Source organism: Leucogemmata humicola, from assembly GCF_055379415.1.
The window spans coordinates 4,944,274-4,961,664 of sequence record NZ_AP040875.1; the positions used below are offsets into that span (position 1 = coordinate 4,944,274).

Sequence of the window (17,391 nt, forward strand, 5' to 3'; positions counted from 1 at the left end):
AGCTCGGTGGGTTTCAGCACGGCGGCACTCTCTCCTAGGTTGACTAGGAGGATGCGACCACTCTCCTAGCCTGTCAAGGAGAGTGGTACGACACGGCCATTAGCTACGTGCGGCCCTCACGACGCGCGCCGTGACCGACAGCTGGCCAACGTGCCGCATCGAATGCTCGGCGCCATGGACGAGGCAGCCGATCACGGTCGACGGCAGTTGAGCGCGGCCCACGCCGCGAAAATCTCCGAGGGTCGCGATATCGACCGTTCGAAGTTCGTCGACCGCTGCGTCGACCCGATCGTTCAATGCCTGAATCGCCGGGGCAATCTCCGCCGCAGTCAGCGGCTCACGTTCGCGTTTGAGCGCAGCGAACTGCTCGGCATTCAGCGTTTGGCCACGCGCGTACGTGAACAATCGATCGATCACGCCTGGAATGTGCTGGACGTGAAATGCGACCGACGCCACGCCGGCCGGGCGCGCGTTGTAGTCCGCCTCGGTCAATCCGTCCACGAGCTCTCCGACGCTCTCGCGGACCTGCAGCAGAATGTGCGCGACGGGCTGCAAGACCGCAGGCACGCCGTCGACAGGTCCGCGCTGCCACCACTCCGTTTCGGCCATCACTCTCCTCTCAGGACGCTTGCCGGCTGAACATAGCCAGCACGTCGCGCCGGAATCCAGCTTGCGACAACACTCACCGCGCCGAGGAGCGCAAAGATCGTTAGGTACGTGAAGGGATCGTATACCGTCACGCCATACATGTACGGCGTAAGCAGCCGCGCACCCGCGAACGCCATCACCGCTCCTGCAGCAGCGCCGAGCGACACGCCAATTAGCGTCTGACGCACAATCATGGCGATGACGCGCTGCGCGGTGGCGCCGAGTGCGACGCGAATGCCAACTTCGCGCGTCCGATGGCTGACGGCGCGCGCAGTGACACCGTACATGCCGACGGCAGCGAGCACGAGCGCGATGGCGCCGAAGAGAAGAATCAGCGCCGTACGGAAGCGTTCTTCGCTGAACGAGCGACGCACCAGATCTTCCATGAGTTCGGCCTTACCGGGTACGAAGGTCGGATCGGTCTCGCGCACCGCAGCGTCGACGGCGGCGGTCACACCCGCCGCGTCGTTGCGCGTCCGAATGAGGATGCCGGGCAGATCATTGCGCTGCGGCAACGGCGTGTAGATCGACGGAAGATCGGCGGCAGAGAGGCGCGTCACTTTCACGTCGCGAACGACACCGACAATCGTCCGCCACAGCCCCTGATACAACACGCGCTGACCAATCGCGCTTTCAGTCGGAAAATCTCGGCGCGCTGCAGCCTCGCTGATGATGGCGACGAGCGGCGCTCCAGAGCGATCGGCCGCGGAGAAGGCACGGCCGGCGATCACGGGAATGCCGATCATCGAGAAGTAGTTGATCGATATGGTGCGCTGCTGGACTTCGTGCTTGTGTGTCTTGCGTTCTGCATCGCCCTCGCCCACCAAGAGATACGGACTGCTGCTAGCTCCGCCCGAAAACGGAATTGTTGTCGTGAATGCCACCGCGGTTGCACCGGGGATCGCCTTAAGGCGTGGCTCGAGCCGTTCGAAGAACGAGCGCAGGCGAATCGTGTCCTCCCAATACCTGCCGCGCGCCGACATTTGCACAGTGAGCAGATTTTCCGTGCGGAAACCCGGATCGACCGATGAGAGTTTCTGAAGGCTGCGCGAGAGCAAACCGGCGCCGACGAGTAGCATGACTGACAGCGCGAGCTCCACGGCGATCATGGCGCGCTGCAAACGCCCGCGGCCTCGCACGGTCTGTCCGCCGCGCAGCAGCGCCGCGGGTCCGGAGTCGGCCAGTGCCAACGCGGGGGCAAGTCCGAAGAGCAGTCCGGTTACCGCGGCGGCAACGAGCGTGGCGAGAAGCACGCGTCCGTCGACATGTGCCAACCGAATCCCCGGAATTCTATCCGGAGCCAGCGCGACGATCGCCTTCGTTCCCCACCACGCGAGCAGAGCGCCGAGGACTGATCCAGCGCCAGCGAGAAGCACGCTCTCGGTGAGCAACTGCTGGACGATGCGCGCGCGACTCGCGCCGAGTGCAGCGCGCGCACTCATCTCCACGTCGCGCGTAGCCGCTTCGCCGAGCAGCAGCGTGGCAATGTTGACGCACGCGATGAGCAGCAGCAGTCCGACGGCGCCGAGTAGCATGAGCAGCGGCGCGCGAACGTCGCGCGTTTCGTCGCGCAGGAAGTCGGCGATGCGCACGCCCTTGCGAACGTCCGGGTTGCTCGAGTTTAGCAACTGCTCGGACTCGACGTTCGCGCGCTCGAGCGTCACACCGGGCTTGAGCCGAGCGATCGCGTGGAAGCTGCGGTTGTGCATTCCGACGTCGCCCTTCTCCTGGCCGGCCGGAACCCAGAACTGCCCGCCTGGTTGACCGCGTACGAGAGTGAAACCTGGCGGAAGCACGCCGATGATCTCATACGGCTGGTCATCGAACTTCACAGTTGTGCCGAGCACGTTCTGCCGCGAGCCATAGCGCGACGCCCACGTCTCGTAGGAAAGCATCGTGACAGCGGGTCCACCGATGACATCTTCGCCGGGCAAGAACGTGCGGCCAATAACGGCACGGACGCCGAGTGCTTCGAACAGTCCCGGACTGACGCGCGCGCCGGTCACTGGCTCGATGCCGTTGTCGCCGGTGACCATCGCGCCCCATCCGGCCCACGCGCCAACGGCCGCGAACGACGTCTGCTTCGCGCGCCACTCGATGAAATCCGTGTAGTCGAGCGGCACGCGATCCCAGGATTTCGAGAGCAGCGCCTGCTTCTTTCGGACCGTGTCGGTCTGCCAGACAGACACGATCTTGCCGCTGTCGTGATAGGGCAGCGATCGAAAGAGCACGCCGTCGACGACACTGTAGATGGACGTCGCCGAGCCAATCGCCAGCGCGATCGTGGAAATCGCGACGATGGCGAAGGTCGGACGGCGGCGAAGAGAGCGCACCGCGAAGTGCGCGTCGGAGGCGAGGTCGGCGAAGAAAGAGCGCATTTGGTCGGTTTTGATCCGAAGGCAGGGTCGACCCCTTGGACATGCGCCGAGCCCAGAACGTTGGGCCGCGCTTTACCTCGAAGCGAAAACCTTACGCCAGGTGCTCCGCGGCACTCGTAGACGCGCCGGGCTGCCGATACCAATACGCGATCCCGAGCAGGAAGGCACTCGTGACGAGATACGCCACGATCCGAACCCCGCTGTCGAAGTACGTGCTGGCACCGTAGACCGACGTTCCCGCCGCAGCGACCGCCAACGCGAGCCCGATCTGGCGAACGCGTGGCGCATTTCGCAATCGCCCCGCCGCGACGCTCGCAACCGCCGTCGCAGCAAAGTAGGTCACCAGCAACAGCGTCGATGTGCTAGCGCTGTACGCCATAGACAGCTCGATCAACACCCAGAGGAACGTCCAAACCCACGGCGCCGCGGCGACGACGTGAAGCATTGCGCGAACGCCGTTTGCGTACGTTCGGCGCGGACGGTCTCCCATCGCAACGCACGTCGCGTCGAAGAGCGTGCGCTTGAAGCGCGCGATGATCACGAGGACGACGACTGCGCCAAGCGACGTCAGCGAAGGAAGAGTCGTGAGTGGTGTGAAGGCGTAAATCGGCCGCTGAACGAGCGCGGTGACACTCATGGTGATCGCAAGCAACAGCACACCCGCGCCCATTGTGACCCAACTCCGACTCGGCCGGAGCGCGTGCAAGACCAACGCGACCAGCGCGAGTCCGAGCAACAGGCCGTTGCGAATCGCTCCATCCGGCGGCGCCCACTCGGTGAGCGATGCGAGCACGATGGTAAAAAAGGCAAACGCGGCTGCATCGCGCGCCGAGCCAACCGGCCGACGCCACATGAATGCGAAGAGCACCACGGTGGCGGCCGCGTAGACGATCGTCGAACGCCCTGACGACGACAGCACGTTCGCCGCCTGGTAGGTGAACAGCAGCGGAAGGAACGCGACATCGATCCAGTCGAGCAATGCGTGACGCTTGGCGGTCGCGGCCAATAGGCTCGATTGCTCGACGTGCGACGACTGATCGATGATCGCCAGCCAGAGCAGCGCGGCAGCAACGATGGTCGCCGCGATCTGCCACTGCTCGGCGGCGGTCCACGCGGCGTGCAGCGTGGAATACAAACCGAGGTCGGCGCCGGCCGATGCGATAAAGGCGAGGATTGCGAGCCAGCGGAGCGCCGCTCGCTTTCGCGACACTGGGGCGAACGGCAGTACGCCCATGCCGCCGACCATGAGCGGAAATGCGATCGTCGCGATCAGCGCCGGCGCGCCAAGCACACGCGCGAGCCAATCGCTCGCCAGGGCAAGCAACGCCGACGCGAGGTAGAACACGCGCCACGCGACGGGCCAGCGACGATCGCCAATGCCGAAGCATCCGAAGATGAGCAGAACCAGTCCGTACACGAGCAGCGCGTACAGGCTGCCGCGTCCATCGCTCGTCACGAACGGCGCGAGGGCACCTCCCCCGAATGCGACACACCAGAGCGGCTCATCGTCCTGCGCGCGAGCGAAGAGCGCGAGCCCCCACGCGACGCCCGCGGTTCCAACGAACGCGAGCCACGTAGGAACGAGATGAAACGATGGACCGGCGGCGTATGCGCACACGAGCACGATGACGAGCGCCAGGCCGATCAGGCTCGAGCCGAACGATCGTTCGGTGCGTCGAAGCCTGAGTCCCCAGAAACTGATGCCAGTAGCGAACCCTAGTCCGAGCAGCACACGAGCAGCCGGCCCAAGCACGAGATAGCCGTGTGTGATCGCCCAACTCAGAAACGTTCCGACCGCCGCGACGGCAGCGAACACGGCAATGCCAAGCATTCCGTAGCGGCCGAGGAGTCGCTCGAAGTCGAGCGAACGCACGTCCCGAGGCGGCCGGCTCACGGGAGAGGCGACGCTCGGCGACGCAACCTCAGGCTGTTCATGCGCGGAGGCTGGAGATCCGAGCTCCGCGCGAATCGCCGCGACCTCACGAGAGAGTGCGGTGATGACCTGTTCGACGCGAGCTAGTCGCGACTCGAGCGTTGGCGGCGAAGTCATGTGGCTCGTCTTGTAGACTGCACCATGTAGTATGGCACACGGGCCACGAGTCGTCGATTGGGGCGGCTCCGATTAAGATGCCTAATGCGGAAGACGCTCAAGCAGATGCTCACGGAATATGGCGCGGTGGCGGTCGTTCTCTACCTCGCAATCTTTTTTCTCGTCTTGGCCGGCGTGTGGCTGGCATTGCGCGCGGGATGGGCGCCTGCGAGTGCTGGTGGAAAGGCAGGCACGTTTGCCGCCGCTTATATCATCACGAAACTCACGCAGCCAATCCGTATTGCCGTCACGGTGCTCCTTACGCCATTGGTCGCGCGACTCTACGAGCGCGTAACCGGACGGACGGTCTCCACGCCACCTCGCGAAACGCCGCCAACCTGACGCCGTGATATTCCGGTTCCGTGCGGCCGGCGCCATCTTCCCGGCTGAACCCACTACAGAACAGGAAACCACGTGTCGAGCGTTTTTCGGTCGATCCGCACGCCCTCGCTAGTCGCGCTCTCGCTGCTCGTTGGCCCCACACTTGGCGGCGCGCAACAGGCCGGCCGAGCCGCCGCGAAAGACCCTGCGCCATTCACGACGAGCAAGGGTGAGTGGCCGAGCTACACGGGTGACACGCGTGGCACTCGGTATTCGCCGCTCGATCAGATCTCGGCGGGCAATTTCAGCACGCTCGAAGTTGCGTGGCGCTTCAAGACCGACTCGCTCGGCCCTCGTCCTGAATACAAGCTCGAAGGAACGCCGCTGATGGTTGGCGGCGTTCTGTACACGACGGGCGGAACGAATCGCGCAGTCGTTGCGGTCGATGCAGTCACCGGAGTACAACGTTGGGTTCATCGCGAAGACGAGGGCGAACGTGGCGCTGCGGCTCCGCGGCTCCTGTCCGGTCGCGGATTGGCTTACTGGACCGACGGCCGTGACGCGCGAATTCTGTACGTCACACCGGGCTATCGACTCATCGCACTCGACGCAAGGACGGGCGCGGTCGTTCCGAGTTTTGGTACCAACGGCTCTGTCGATCTCAAAACGGACATCGATCAGACCATCCTGCCCGATCTCATCACGGGGGAGATCGGATACCAGGGCGCACCGGTCGTCGGGCGCGACGTCGTGATCATTGGCGCGGCGTTCCGCGAGGGCACAGCTCCGAAGAGTTATAAGAACAACAAAGGCTACGTCCGCGGCTTTGACGTGCGCACAGGCCAGCGCCTCTGGACGTTTCACACCATTCCGCAAAAAGGCGAGCCAGGCTACGACACGTGGCTCGACGGATCAGCCGAATACACTGGCAACACCGGCGTCTGGACGCAGATCACGATCGACGAGGAGCTCGGGCTCGCATACCTGCCGGTCGAATCGCCGACGGGCGACTACTACGGCGGCCATCGGCCGGGCAACAACCTGTACGGCGAGAGCCTGGTGTGTCTCGACCTCCGCACGGGTGTCAAGAAGTGGCATTATCAAATTGTGCATCACCCGATCTGGGATTTCGACCTCGCTGCCGCGCCAATTCTCGCCGACATCACCGTCGATGGGAAAGCAATCAAGGCAGTGGCTGCGCCGACCAAGCAGGGAATTCTGTACGTCTTCGATCGCGTGACCGGCAAGCCCGTTTGGCCATTCGAAGAGAAACCCGTCGAAAAGGGCGACGTGCCCGGCGAGTGGTATTCACCAACGCAGCCGATTCCGACGAAGCCTGCGGCGTACGCGAAGAACGGCACGTCGCTCGATGACCTCATCGACTTCACGCCCGATCTCAAGGCCCAAGCTGTTGCGCTCGCGTCGCGGTACAAGCTCGGACCTATCTTCACGCCGCCGGTCGTCAGCAAGGCGGACGGTCCGATTGCTACGCTCACGCGTGGCCCAACGAACGGCGGAACGAATTGGCCGGGCGGTGCGTTCGATCCCGAAACCCACACCGTGTACGTCGCTGCGTCGAACGCCGCACCGGCGATTCTCGGTCTGGTTCAACCGACCAAGGACCGATCGGACATGAACTGGATAGGCGGCGTCGCGCCACAGCCGGGCGGCGGTCGAGGCGGTCTCACGGTGCAAGGACTGTCGATCTTCAAGCCGCCGTACGGAACGATCAGCGCGATCAATCTCGACCGCGGCGAAATCACCTGGCAGGTGCCGCACGGTGAGACGCCCGATGCCGTTCGCAATCACGAATTGCTCAAGGGCATGACCATTCCGCGTACCGGCCAGCCGGGCTTCATTGTCGGCACGCTCGTCACGAAGTCGCTCGTCATCGCTGGCGACGCGCAGGTCACGTCGCCGCCAGATCGTGCGCGCGGCGCAATGCTGCGCGCCTACGACAAAGCGACCGGCAAGGAGGTGGGCGGCGTGCTGCTCCCAGCTCCGGTGAGCGGCTCACCGATGACGTACTCGGTGAACGGCAAGCAGTACATCGTCGTGGCGGTGAGCGGCGGGCCGTACTCTGGGGAGTACATCGCGCTGCGGCTTCCGGGCGGCGCGGGGCGCTGACGCAAATGGCAGATCGCAGGCTGACGGGTTTCATCGGCGCGTGCGTGGTCATGGCAATGGTGCCAACGATGCAGCAGCGCCATGCCCCACTCCGCACCGCCGACCGCACGGTGTGGGACAGCGTCTATACGGCCGCCCAAGCGTCGCGCGGAGAAACAGCGTACGTGAAGTCGTGCGCGCGCTGCCATCAGGCCTCGCTCAGCGGAGCCGACCAGTCGCCACCGCTCACGGGCGGAGCGTTTTTAGGGAACTGGAATGGCGTTCCGCTGAGCGAGCTTCAGGAACGGATTCGTACGACGATGCCGTCGGACAGCGTCGGTATCTACGATCGCCAGCTCGTGACAGATGTGATGGCGTACATGCTGAAAGTGAACGGCTTCCCTGCCGGCGCGGCGGATCTACCCAAGGAGACCGAGCGCCTGAAGGAGATTCTGGTTCAGGCCGCGAAGCCGTAGTCGCGCCAATCGGAGTCAGCAGCAGATTTTTTTCCTCGCCGCTAGGCCCGGGAACGCATACATTCATCGCACGGAAGCCACCCCAACAGCCAGGGTTCTCCATGCTGCGCCCCGTACTGACGCTGTTTCTTGTCGCTACTCTCGGAATTCCCACGCGCTCGACGGAACCAGTGCCGAGTCCGGCACCGAAGAAGACCGTGGCGATTCTCTATTTCGACAACTATACAGGCTCATCCGACAACGATCCGCTCGGTAAGGGCATCTCGTCGATGATGATCAGCGATCTGTCTGTGGTTCCGGAGATTCAGCTCGTCGAGCGCGAGCGAATGCAGGACCTGATCAAGGAGTCGGAGCTCCAACACACTCGGTACTTCGATTCGACGACCGCGGTGAGAACCGGGAAGATGATCGGCGCGCAGTACGTCGTCGTTGGATCGTTCGCGAGCGTGAAGCCGAAGATGCGCATCGATACGCGCGTGGTGCGTGTCGAGACGGGCGAGGTCGTGAAGACCGCACAGGTGACCGGCGATCAAGACAAGTTTTTCGACCTCGAGCAGGCGCTCGCCAACAAGCTGATCGACGGCCTGGGGCTCGCGCTGTCGCCTGAAGAACAGAGCAAAGTCGACGCGCAGCAGAAGGCCAACCGCATCGACAATGTCTCGACGATGACATCGTACTCGCAAGCGTTGGCGCTGTTCGATCAGCAGGACTACAGTGGTGCCGTCATAAAGATGGGCCCGGCCGTGGCGGCCTCACCGAATTCGATGCTGCTGCGTGTGGCGTTCTCCGACATGAAGCGTCGCGCGGGTAGCACCGCGGCAGACATGGCGAAGGACAAGATCAAATCGGGGATCGGCGGTTTGATCCGTCGTCCGCCGCAGCACTAGCTCTCAGTCTCGGCTACGGCCGAGGCCTGAGCCTGATAGTCACGCCGGTAGCGTCGCTCTTGAGCGCGTCCAGATGGATCTCCGCGCTCTGACGCCGAGTCCCCGAAGTGAGATCCACGGCCGCGTTGGGGGCCGCGCCGCAGATCACGAACCGCCCACCATCATCCGTATTCGCTCGTCGCTTTGCGTCGGCGCTCACCTCGCGCCACGACGCATCGACTGGCACATCCGTCGCGGGCAGTCCGTCGTTGCCAAATACGCGACCGAAGACGATCGCGGTTCCTGGCGCGTACGTGCCGTCGCGCGCGCACGCCTGTCGCAATAGCTCGACGCGCGAGCGCACCTGAAGCGTGACGTTCTCGTCCTCGGGGCCGAGGATGATCTGTCGCGGCACCATGGTCGTAAAACCGTACGACGCGAGCACGCTATCCGTCACGAACAGCCGATAGAAACCGAGCGTCACCGGCGGAAAGTTGAAGCGACCGGCACTGTCGGTGACGACCGAATCGTTGAAGGCCCGGTTGGCGAGCTGCACGATCACACCGCTTACCGGGCGTTGCGCGCTGTCGACGACCACGCCGCGATACTGCGGATAGGGTGCACGCCACTTGAGTCCATTGCTCCATTCGGCAAACCCTATCTCGCCGCCAGTCTCCGAATAGCCGATGACTCGTACGTTTGCTCGCTCCGGGCGCGGCGGCATTCGGCGAATGACGCCGAATGCCGTGCGTTCGAGGTCGGTCGCAATGATCGCCGAGTGAATCAACCAGCGCTGAATCATGAATGCGCCGTTCGGCATTGCGTGAAACGTCAGCTCACCGCCGCTTCCGCGCGCGGCGCGCTCGAGGCCTGTGTACTCGTATTCGAGCGAGCGCAATCCGCGGACGGCGCGATCGACCCAGAGAACGCCTTTGACGTCGACGAGCGTATCTCGGCCATCGCTCTCGATCGGTTCGAAGCCGAGGCCGATGTCATTTCTGTGATCGCCAGTTCCGTCAACGGCACGCAAGCAGTGCGTACTCGCGAACGTCTCGTCGAGTAGCACCGCCTCGTCGGGCGCATAGTACGTGCGACCACCGCTCGCGTCTTCGCGCATGTAGCCATCGTAGGCAAACGCCCATGCGGGGCGCGCGGCGACATACGCGCGATCGGCCACAATGAATTTCGACTCGCGCGTTTCATCGTCGATGCGCTTTCTTATCGGGTCGCGCGTTCTTTGGAACGACATCAGTCCGATTCGCGGTGCGTTCAACTGTCGGGACACGACCGACGCGAGCAAGCCCGAGCGAACCTGTTCCCAGAGTTCCAAAGCCTGGCCGCCGGCACTGTCACCTGGACATACGCGTCGACTCGTGGCAGTCACCGTCGATAGAGCCGCCGGGATCGCGCGCATCAACACAGTGATGGTGCTGTCGGTCGGCCCCAAGTGGATCTCGCGCGGTGCGTAACCGATCCGAATGACGCTAAGTCGCGGTGCTTCTCGATACCGAACGAGAGCGAAGCCACCGGTCGTGTCAGCGAGCGTGCGCGTTACGAACGCACCGGTGGAGTCGAGTAGAGTGATGACTGCACCCGTGATTCGCTCGCCACTTACGCTGTCACGCACGACACCGGTAACGCGCTGAGCACTGAGCGACGCACGCGTCGCCGCGACGAGGAGCAGGCCCTCGACGGCGGCGGCAAGCGGTCTTGAAAGCAGGCGACGGCGCATCGTTGCGTGACGCTCAGCGGTTGAACGGCGATTTCGACGATTCTATCACATTCGCGTGCAGGCGACCAGCAGAGGTCGGTCACTCCACCCGCAAGCCGACTTCAGAGCGACGGCTGCCCTGCGGTTGCGATCTTCGCGCCTAGGGCTGTTTGTTACCAGCGGCCGCCGGATCGACGTGCATGATCGCCATCATCCCCGACCCCATGTGCTCGGCAATATGGCAGTGCAGCATCCACGCGCCTGGATTCGAGGCGTCCAGGATGAGGTCGACCGTCGAGCCGACGGGAATGATCGCCGTATCCTTCCAGACCAGATTCTTCGTCGCCACGCCGTCGCGCGAGACGACGAGCATACGCTGCCCGTGCAGGTGAATCGGATGCTGCATCGGATGGAACGACTTGGGGTCGTTGAAGATCCGTAATTTCACAACCGACCCGCGCGCTACGCGCCAGTCGATGTCCATGTTCTCCTTTCCGCTAACGGCATCGCGAAGAATCCAGCGAACCTGACGGCTCGTCGACAGCCAGTTCATGTCCGGCATGCCGTCGACCCACTCGACAGGCGCAAAATACGCCGTGTCGACGTTCATGAACTGCACGGTCGCGAGGGGCAGCGAATTGGTCGCGACGGTCAGCGTGAGCGTCTTGTCGGGTGGCCGGTCGAAGTACTGTCGAAAGTTGGCGATGTCACGCGACACCGCCGCGTTCGATCGAAGCGTCGCAAACTGCTTGCTGTAGTCGGGCGATGCCGGTGTTGGGTCGACGGTGATCGCACCCAGCGTATCGACCTCTGGCTCGAATTCGCCCGCATAGTGGTTGATCGCCTGAATGGCGTTGACCACCGCATAGCGTCCGGGCCGATCGAACTTCACCTCGACGACATACCGCTCCGCAGGAGCGAGAATGACGCTCGGCACCCGTTCCTCGCGTTCAAACCGGCTGACGTCGGACGCGACGACTTTGATCGGCGCTCCGCCGAATGAAAGGTTGAACGTTCGAGAGTTCGACACGTTGGTGACGAAAAAGCGCACGACGTCGCCCTTCTTCACGCGACGGGTGTAGCGCGGATCCCCGTTGACGAGGAGAATGTTTCCAACACGTCCCATCAGCGCGTACGACGGAACGTCCTTGCCGAATGGAATCAGCGTGTCACCGTTGATGAGCATGTCGCTCAACATCAGCGTCTCTTCGCCGTTTACGGGCGAGTAGTAATCACGCTCCGGCGCATCGACGAGCATGTTGCCGTACAGCCCCATCGCCTGCTCGATGTCTTCTCGAACGTGCGGGTGATACCAGTAGATGCCCGCGTCGGGAAAGTGCACGGTGTATGTGAAGTCGCCGCCCGGAGGCACCGAGTCCTGCGTCAGCCCAGGAACGCCGTCGAATCGATTATCGAGGCGCACGCCGTGCCAATGCACGGTGCTCGACAGATCGATGCGATTGTGAAAGCGGATCGTGACGGTCGAATTCTGTGCGACGCGAATGAGCGGACCGGGTACCTGTCCGTTGAAACCGTACATGGCGAACGATTTTCCCTTGATCGTCCGTCGCACGAGCGTGGCCGTGAGATCGAGCGTATCGCCCGACTTGAGCCGGGCGACCCGCGTCGGCTTGACGGCGGGCAGTTTCTTCACGTCGACGCCGGCGCCAGGCAGAAAGGGCACGATGTCCGGCGCGAGTCCCATCAGTCCCGGAATCATCGGCATGCCCGCCGGCATTGGAATCGGCATGCTCATCGACATCGCCGTCGTGTCGGTCTTCGCCGTCACTTTCGGCGCGCCCTTCTTCGTCGGAGCCGGCGTCGCGCCCATACCCGGCATTCCTGCCATGCCAGGCATCCCGGGCATTCCCGGCATGGACGCCGGCTTCTTTGCGGTGTCTGGCTTTGGCTTTTGCTGCGCGTTCAGGATCGACGGTGCGGCCAACGCGACGGCGATGAGCATTCTCATACTGTGCATCACGGCGGCACGCCTCGGAACAGCGGATGACTCAGAAACGACTGCAGCCACCCACTCGGTGACGTACCGTGAAGGACCGTTGGTCCAGCGTGCTTGGATGTGGCGGTCGTTTCGGCGCTGATGACGAGCAGGAACTTGTTCAGTTCCGCACGACCGACAGTCGACTTGCCGTTGGAAACCGCACCGAGCCGAATCCACGCTTTGAGATCCGTCGAAACGGCCCATGCGACGTACGCTTTATAGGTGCCGAGTTCTGCGGGTTCCGGCAAACCAGCCGCGTCGATCTGCACGTCGTAACTCGCATGACCGTCCGCGGTAACGGCGACGCCGAAGGGCGACTGCGCAAACACCAGCCGCGCATGCCCCTGCGCAGCTGGTGCTTTTGGCGTATTGAACAGCGGAATGTCGAATGGCCCCTCAGCGCGCGTCGTCGCGACAAATGCCGCGACAATCAGCGCTCGGCCGGCCCATCGAAGCGCGATCACCGCTTCGACGATCCTCCCTCATCGTGTGGAACCACTGGCTTGCCAGTCGGCACCGGACCGTGATCGAAGTCCTGCACGCTGGAGATGTTCGGCATACCGTAATCCTTGCCATTCCAGCCGTTGAATCCATCCAGCTTGAACATCCAGAGGCCGCTGCGCATGTCGGACAGCACGATCAATCCGTCATAGTTGCGCACATCGACGCCGAACGCGCCCTGCTCCACGCTCGTTCCCTGCCAGCCGTTGTCAGGCGTGCCGCCAAAGCCCTTCTCGTGCTCGCACTCGCAGGTAAACCAATGGCCTTCGGTCTTCGGGTTCTTCGGATCTTTGAGATTGAAGATCTGAAGGCCATCCTCGTACGCCGACACGAACACGTATGGCCAGCGTACTTCGTGATTGTGCGACAGGTCGCGCCAATCCGCCGTCCAGGCACTGATCGGTTGATCGATGTTCTGCGTCTTTCCCTGCTGCGCCGGACCAAGGTCCCAGATTCGGAGCGGCGTGTACTGGTATTCGGTTTCTGCCACGGCGTAGCGGCCGTCTGGCGACGGCGTGAACGTGTGCGCGACGTCCATGCCGAGGCTCGTGATCGTGAAGAGCTGCTTCGTCGCGGACGGATTCGTCACGTCCCACACCGAATAGCCGCCGAGTCCAGCGCCATAGAACTTGTCCTGACGCGTCGCGACGTCGTAGCCGACGTAGAAGTCATGATAGCCGCCACCGCCGATTTGCTTGAACGGCGTGGGGTTCGGAACGTCACCGATGAGCCATGTGCTCTCCGGTGCGCCACTCACGACCTTTGCGAGATCGTAGATCAGCGCCTTCGACTGATTGATCGTCGCGAAGTAAAGAACGCGGCCGTCGGAATGCTTGTACGCGAAGGTGTTGTGGAATCCGCCGGGCGACGCCGGATAACGGATGCGCGCAACGACTTTGACTTTCGTGGGGTCGGGCAGACCGGTGACGTCGAAGATCACGGCGCCGAGGTCGGCGTCGGGGCTTCCCTGCATGAACTGGTATGACTGCGCGTAGTAGTACTTATTGCCAATCTTGAAGTACTTGCCGTCCATCGCGCCAATCCCGCGGTGTAGTTCGGGATTCTCGATGGTCCATTCATAGATCTTCTTCGGCGCGGCTGTATTGCGGATGTCGTAGATCTGAACGTCGAAGTTGACGAAGCCGCACAGATACACATACGGGCGGTCGCGATCCTGCTCGAGCTCGATGTCGGCTGCCTTCCACGCACCCGGGTGGCCGGGAACGTGCGCGACCATGTGCATCTTTTCACTGCCATCGCGCTTCTTGTCGAACGCGGTGACGGAGGCGCCAGGGTCTTGGGCACGCGCGACGGACCCGATTGCCAGCGCGGCCGTGATGACGGCGATTCGACGCATTCCGAAACTCCTCGTTTATGTATGGACGGCGGCGCCCCATCCTATCGCAGAACGCCGCATCACGGAGTATGAGGGCCGCCACATACCAGAGCAAGGCGCCACCCAATTGTTAACGTGATGTCCGGGGTATGGCGCTTTCCTCGGGCCACGCGACATTGTCCGTCTCCTCTTTCGGATGACAGGTATGTCGCTGACCATGCCAGAATGGTGTTCCTGCGCGGCCGCGCTGTGTTTCGCCGCCCTCGCCACGCCGGCCATCGCCCAATCACCGATCAAGTATCCCGCGACGCAGAAGGGAGCGACCGCCGACACGTACTTCGGCACCCGTGTCGCCGATCCATACCGCTGGCTCGAAGACCAAAAGTCGAAGGACGTTGCGAACTGGGTCGATGTTCAGAACAAGGTCACCTTCGACTATCTCGCGACCATTCCGCTTCGCGCAACGTTCCGCGACGAGCTTACGAGATTGATCAACGTGCCGCGCGTGAGTGTTCCGTTTCGCGTCGCCGGCAAACTGTACTTCAGCAAGAACACCGGATTGCAAAACCAATCCGTTGTCTTCGAACAAACCTCGCTCGATGGCGCGCCGCGGCTGCTCATCGACCCGAACAAGATCTCGGCGGACGGCTCGACGGCACTCGCGGGTTACGTGCCCAGCCCCGACGGAAAGTATCTCGCCTACTCGCTCTCCTCGGGCGGTTCCGACTGGAGCGAAATCCACATTCGCACGCTCGCCGACATGCGCGAGACGGCGGACACGGTGCACTGGGTCAAGTACTCCGGCACACAGTGGACGAACGACGGAAAGGGATTCTTCTACACTCGTTATCCAACGCCGCACAAGGACTCCGTTCTCACCGCGAAGGCCATCAACGGCAAGATCTACTATCACGTCGTCGGTACGCCGGACAGTAAAGACCGCATGATCTACCAGCGCCCCGATCGCGCCGACTGGTACCTCGGCGCGGGCGTGAGCGAAGATGGCCGCTATCTCACCATCACGATGAATCACGGCACCGAGCCGAATAACCTGCTGCTCGTCGCCGACATGAAGGACGGAAAGCATCCTGACATAGGCGCCAAGATCGTCCCGGTGTACATGGGCAACGACGCCGAGTATTACCCGATCGGCAACAATGGCGACACGTTGCTGTTGCAGACGTCGGCCAACGCGCCGAAGCGCAAGATCGTCGCGCTCACGCTCGCCGACACGGCACGCGCACACTGGCGTGTCGTCGTGCCAGAGGGCAAGGACGTGATCGAGAGTTCTGCCATGGCCGGACGTCGCGTGGTGACGCTGACCCTCGAAGACGTGAAGAGTCGTCTGCGCATGTTCGGCTCCGACGGCAAAGCACTCGGCGACATCTCGTTGCCGGGTATCGGCACCGTTGGCGGTGTGTCATCGCGCAACGATACCCCCGAATTGTTCTACGCATTCACGTCGTACCTGAATCCATCGACGGTGTTTCGGTACGACTTCAAGACCAGCACGAGCGTCGCGTTCCAGCCGCCTAAGGTTCCGTTCGACGCAAGCCCGTACGAGACGAAGCAAGTGTTCTACACGTCGAAGGATGGAACGCGCGTGCCGATGTTCATCACCGCGCGAAAAGGGCTGAAGCTCGACGGCTCGCATCCGACCGTGTTAGAGGCGTACGGTGGCTTCAACATCAGCAATACGCCGGGCTTCAGCTCGAACGTCGCGGTCTGGCTGCAGCATGGCGGCGTCTACGCCATGGCCAACATTCGCGGCGGCGGTGAGTACGGCGACGCATGGCATCGCGCCGGCATGCTGGCAAAGAAGCAGAACGTGTTCGATGACTTCATTGCCGCGGCGGAGTATTTAGAGAATCAGAAATACACCTCTCCTGCCCACCTGGCGATTCACGGCTACTCGAACGGCGGCCTGCTCGTTGGAGCCGTGGAGGAGCAGCGCCCTGACCTCTTTGCCGTCGCGTATCCCGGCGCGGGCGTGATGGACATGCTGCGGTACGACAAGTTCAGCGCGGGCATTGGCTGGGTGGCCGAATACGGGTCGTCGAGCGATTCAGCGCAGTTTCGGACGATTGCGAAGTACTCGCCGGTGCACAATGTGAAGCCGGGCACCTGCTATCCGGCGACGATCGTCACGACCGCAGATCACGATGATCGCGTGGTGCCGGGCCATTCGTACAAGTTCGTCGCGGCGCTCCAGGCAGCGCAGAATTGCAATCGCCCTACGTTGATTCGCGTGGAGACGAACACGAGTCACGGGTACATGCCCACGGACAAGCGAATCGCCCAAGCGGCCGATGTGTGGGCGTTTACCGCGTGGAATACGGGAATGCGGCCAGCGGCCGCAGTACCGTGATCGCGAACTTCCGCTCAGGTCGAGGTGTACATTTGGGAACCTTCCTTACCAGTATCCCGAGACAATTCGTGTCCCTTCGCCTCTCTCTCGGCCGCCGTAACGCGGCTGCCGCGCTCGTCCTTGCACTGTCCGCAACGGCGTGCCTCAGCACCAGCGAGCCCGACTACGGAACGCCGTCGGTTCCCGCTACGGAGACGTACGCGACCGCGCTTGGCGTGAACATTTCGCAGATGACGAAGCTGTCGGACGATCTCTACTACCAGGACATCACGGTCGGGACCGGTACGCAGGTCAGTCCCGGCAAGCAGCTGACGGTCAATTACACCGGCTGGCTCGCCAACGGCACGCAGTTCGACACGAGCGTTGGCAAGACGGCGTTCACCTTTACGCTTCAGGGTGCACAGGTGATCACCGGCTGGGACGTCGGCATCGTCGGAATGCGCGCCGGCGGCAAGCGTCGCCTCGTGATCGGGTCCAACCTTGGCTACGGTCCGAATCCGCAGTACGACGCGTCGGGCCGACTCGTCATTCCGTCGAACGCGACGCTCGTGTTCGATGTGAGCGTTGTAAGCACACAGTAGGACTTCGCGAC

General features: G+C 62.8%; 13 protein-coding genes. 6 read left to right on the plus strand and 7 right to left on the minus strand.

The features are described from left to right. Positions 1–99: 99 nt before the first annotated feature. From AC6H4Z_RS21235 to AC6H4Z_RS21245, 3 genes are all read right to left on the minus strand, one after another. Entirely contained in the window at positions 100–609 is a 510-nt protein-coding gene (locus AC6H4Z_RS21235) for a DinB family protein (RefSeq protein ID WP_497543968.1), read from the minus strand. Then, positions 609–3,026 carry an ABC transporter permease gene (locus AC6H4Z_RS21240; protein ID WP_497543969.1) on the minus strand — a complete coding sequence of 806 codons (2,418 nt, stop codon included), beginning with the start codon at positions 3,024–3,026 and terminating at the stop codon, positions 609–611. The genes AC6H4Z_RS21235 and AC6H4Z_RS21240 overlap by 1 nt, the downstream gene beginning before the upstream one ends. 91 nt (positions 3,027–3,117) lie before the next feature. After that, a complete protein-coding gene (locus AC6H4Z_RS21245) occupies positions 3,118–5,076 on the minus strand; it encodes a DUF2339 domain-containing protein (RefSeq protein WP_497543970.1) in 1,959 nt (652 codons plus the stop codon). Between the two features lie 84 nt (positions 5,077–5,160). Here AC6H4Z_RS21245 and AC6H4Z_RS21250 point away from each other — a divergent pair, with 84 nt between their 5' ends. The 4 genes from AC6H4Z_RS21250 (at position 5,161) to AC6H4Z_RS21265 (ending at position 8,905) form a co-directional block, all read left to right on the plus strand. After that, positions 5,161–5,457 (plus strand): FAM210A/B-like domain-containing protein, encoded by a 297-nt coding sequence (locus AC6H4Z_RS21250; protein ID WP_497543971.1) that lies wholly within the window; start codon positions 5,161–5,163, stop codon positions 5,455–5,457. Positions 5,458–5,529: 72 nt separating this feature from the next. Continuing rightward, a complete protein-coding gene (locus tag AC6H4Z_RS21255) occupies positions 5,530–7,563 on the plus strand; it encodes a pyrroloquinoline quinone-dependent dehydrogenase (RefSeq protein ID WP_497543972.1) in 2,034 nt (677 codons plus the stop codon). A 5-nt stretch (positions 7,564–7,568) separates the two neighbouring features. Then, on the plus strand, positions 7,569–8,018 hold the full coding sequence (locus tag AC6H4Z_RS21260; protein ID WP_497543973.1) for a c-type cytochrome: 450 nt from the start codon (positions 7,569–7,571) through the stop codon (positions 8,016–8,018). A 101-nt stretch (positions 8,019–8,119) separates the two neighbouring features. Continuing rightward, positions 8,120–8,905, plus strand: a complete 786-nt coding sequence (locus AC6H4Z_RS21265; protein WP_497543974.1) for a FlgO family outer membrane protein — start codon at positions 8,120–8,122, stop codon at positions 8,903–8,905. Positions 8,906–8,918: 13 nt separating this feature from the next. Here the strand turns inward: AC6H4Z_RS21265 and AC6H4Z_RS21270 are convergent, their stop codons facing one another. The 4 genes from AC6H4Z_RS21270 to AC6H4Z_RS21285 form a co-directional block, all read right to left on the minus strand. Next, positions 8,919–10,616 carry a carboxypeptidase-like regulatory domain-containing protein gene (locus AC6H4Z_RS21270; protein WP_497543975.1) on the minus strand — a complete coding sequence of 566 codons (1,698 nt, stop codon included), beginning with the start codon at positions 10,614–10,616 and terminating at the stop codon, positions 8,919–8,921. Between the two features lie 139 nt (positions 10,617–10,755). Continuing rightward, entirely contained in the window at positions 10,756–12,564 is a 1,809-nt protein-coding gene (locus AC6H4Z_RS21275) for a multicopper oxidase family protein (protein ID WP_497543976.1), read from the minus strand. Between the two features lie 8 nt (positions 12,565–12,572). Beyond that, positions 12,573–13,058, minus strand: a complete 486-nt coding sequence (locus AC6H4Z_RS21280) for a hypothetical protein (protein ID WP_497543977.1) — start codon at positions 13,056–13,058, stop codon at positions 12,573–12,575. Then, positions 13,055–14,452 (minus strand): LVIVD repeat-containing protein, encoded by a 1,398-nt coding sequence (locus tag AC6H4Z_RS21285; protein WP_497543978.1) that lies wholly within the window; start codon positions 14,450–14,452, stop codon positions 13,055–13,057. Before AC6H4Z_RS21285 ends, AC6H4Z_RS21280 begins: the two co-directional genes overlap by 4 nt. Positions 14,453–14,636: 184 nt before the next feature. Between AC6H4Z_RS21285 and AC6H4Z_RS21290 the strand changes: the two genes are divergently transcribed. Next, on the plus strand, positions 14,637–16,799 hold the full coding sequence (locus AC6H4Z_RS21290; RefSeq protein WP_497543979.1) for a prolyl oligopeptidase family serine peptidase: 2,163 nt from the start codon (positions 14,637–14,639) through the stop codon (positions 16,797–16,799). A gap of 68 nt (positions 16,800–16,867) precedes the next feature. Beyond that, complete coding sequence (locus AC6H4Z_RS21295; RefSeq protein ID WP_497543980.1) at positions 16,868–17,380, plus strand: FKBP-type peptidyl-prolyl cis-trans isomerase; 513 nt, start codon at positions 16,868–16,870, stop codon at positions 17,378–17,380. Positions 17,381–17,391: the final 11 nt, after the last annotated feature.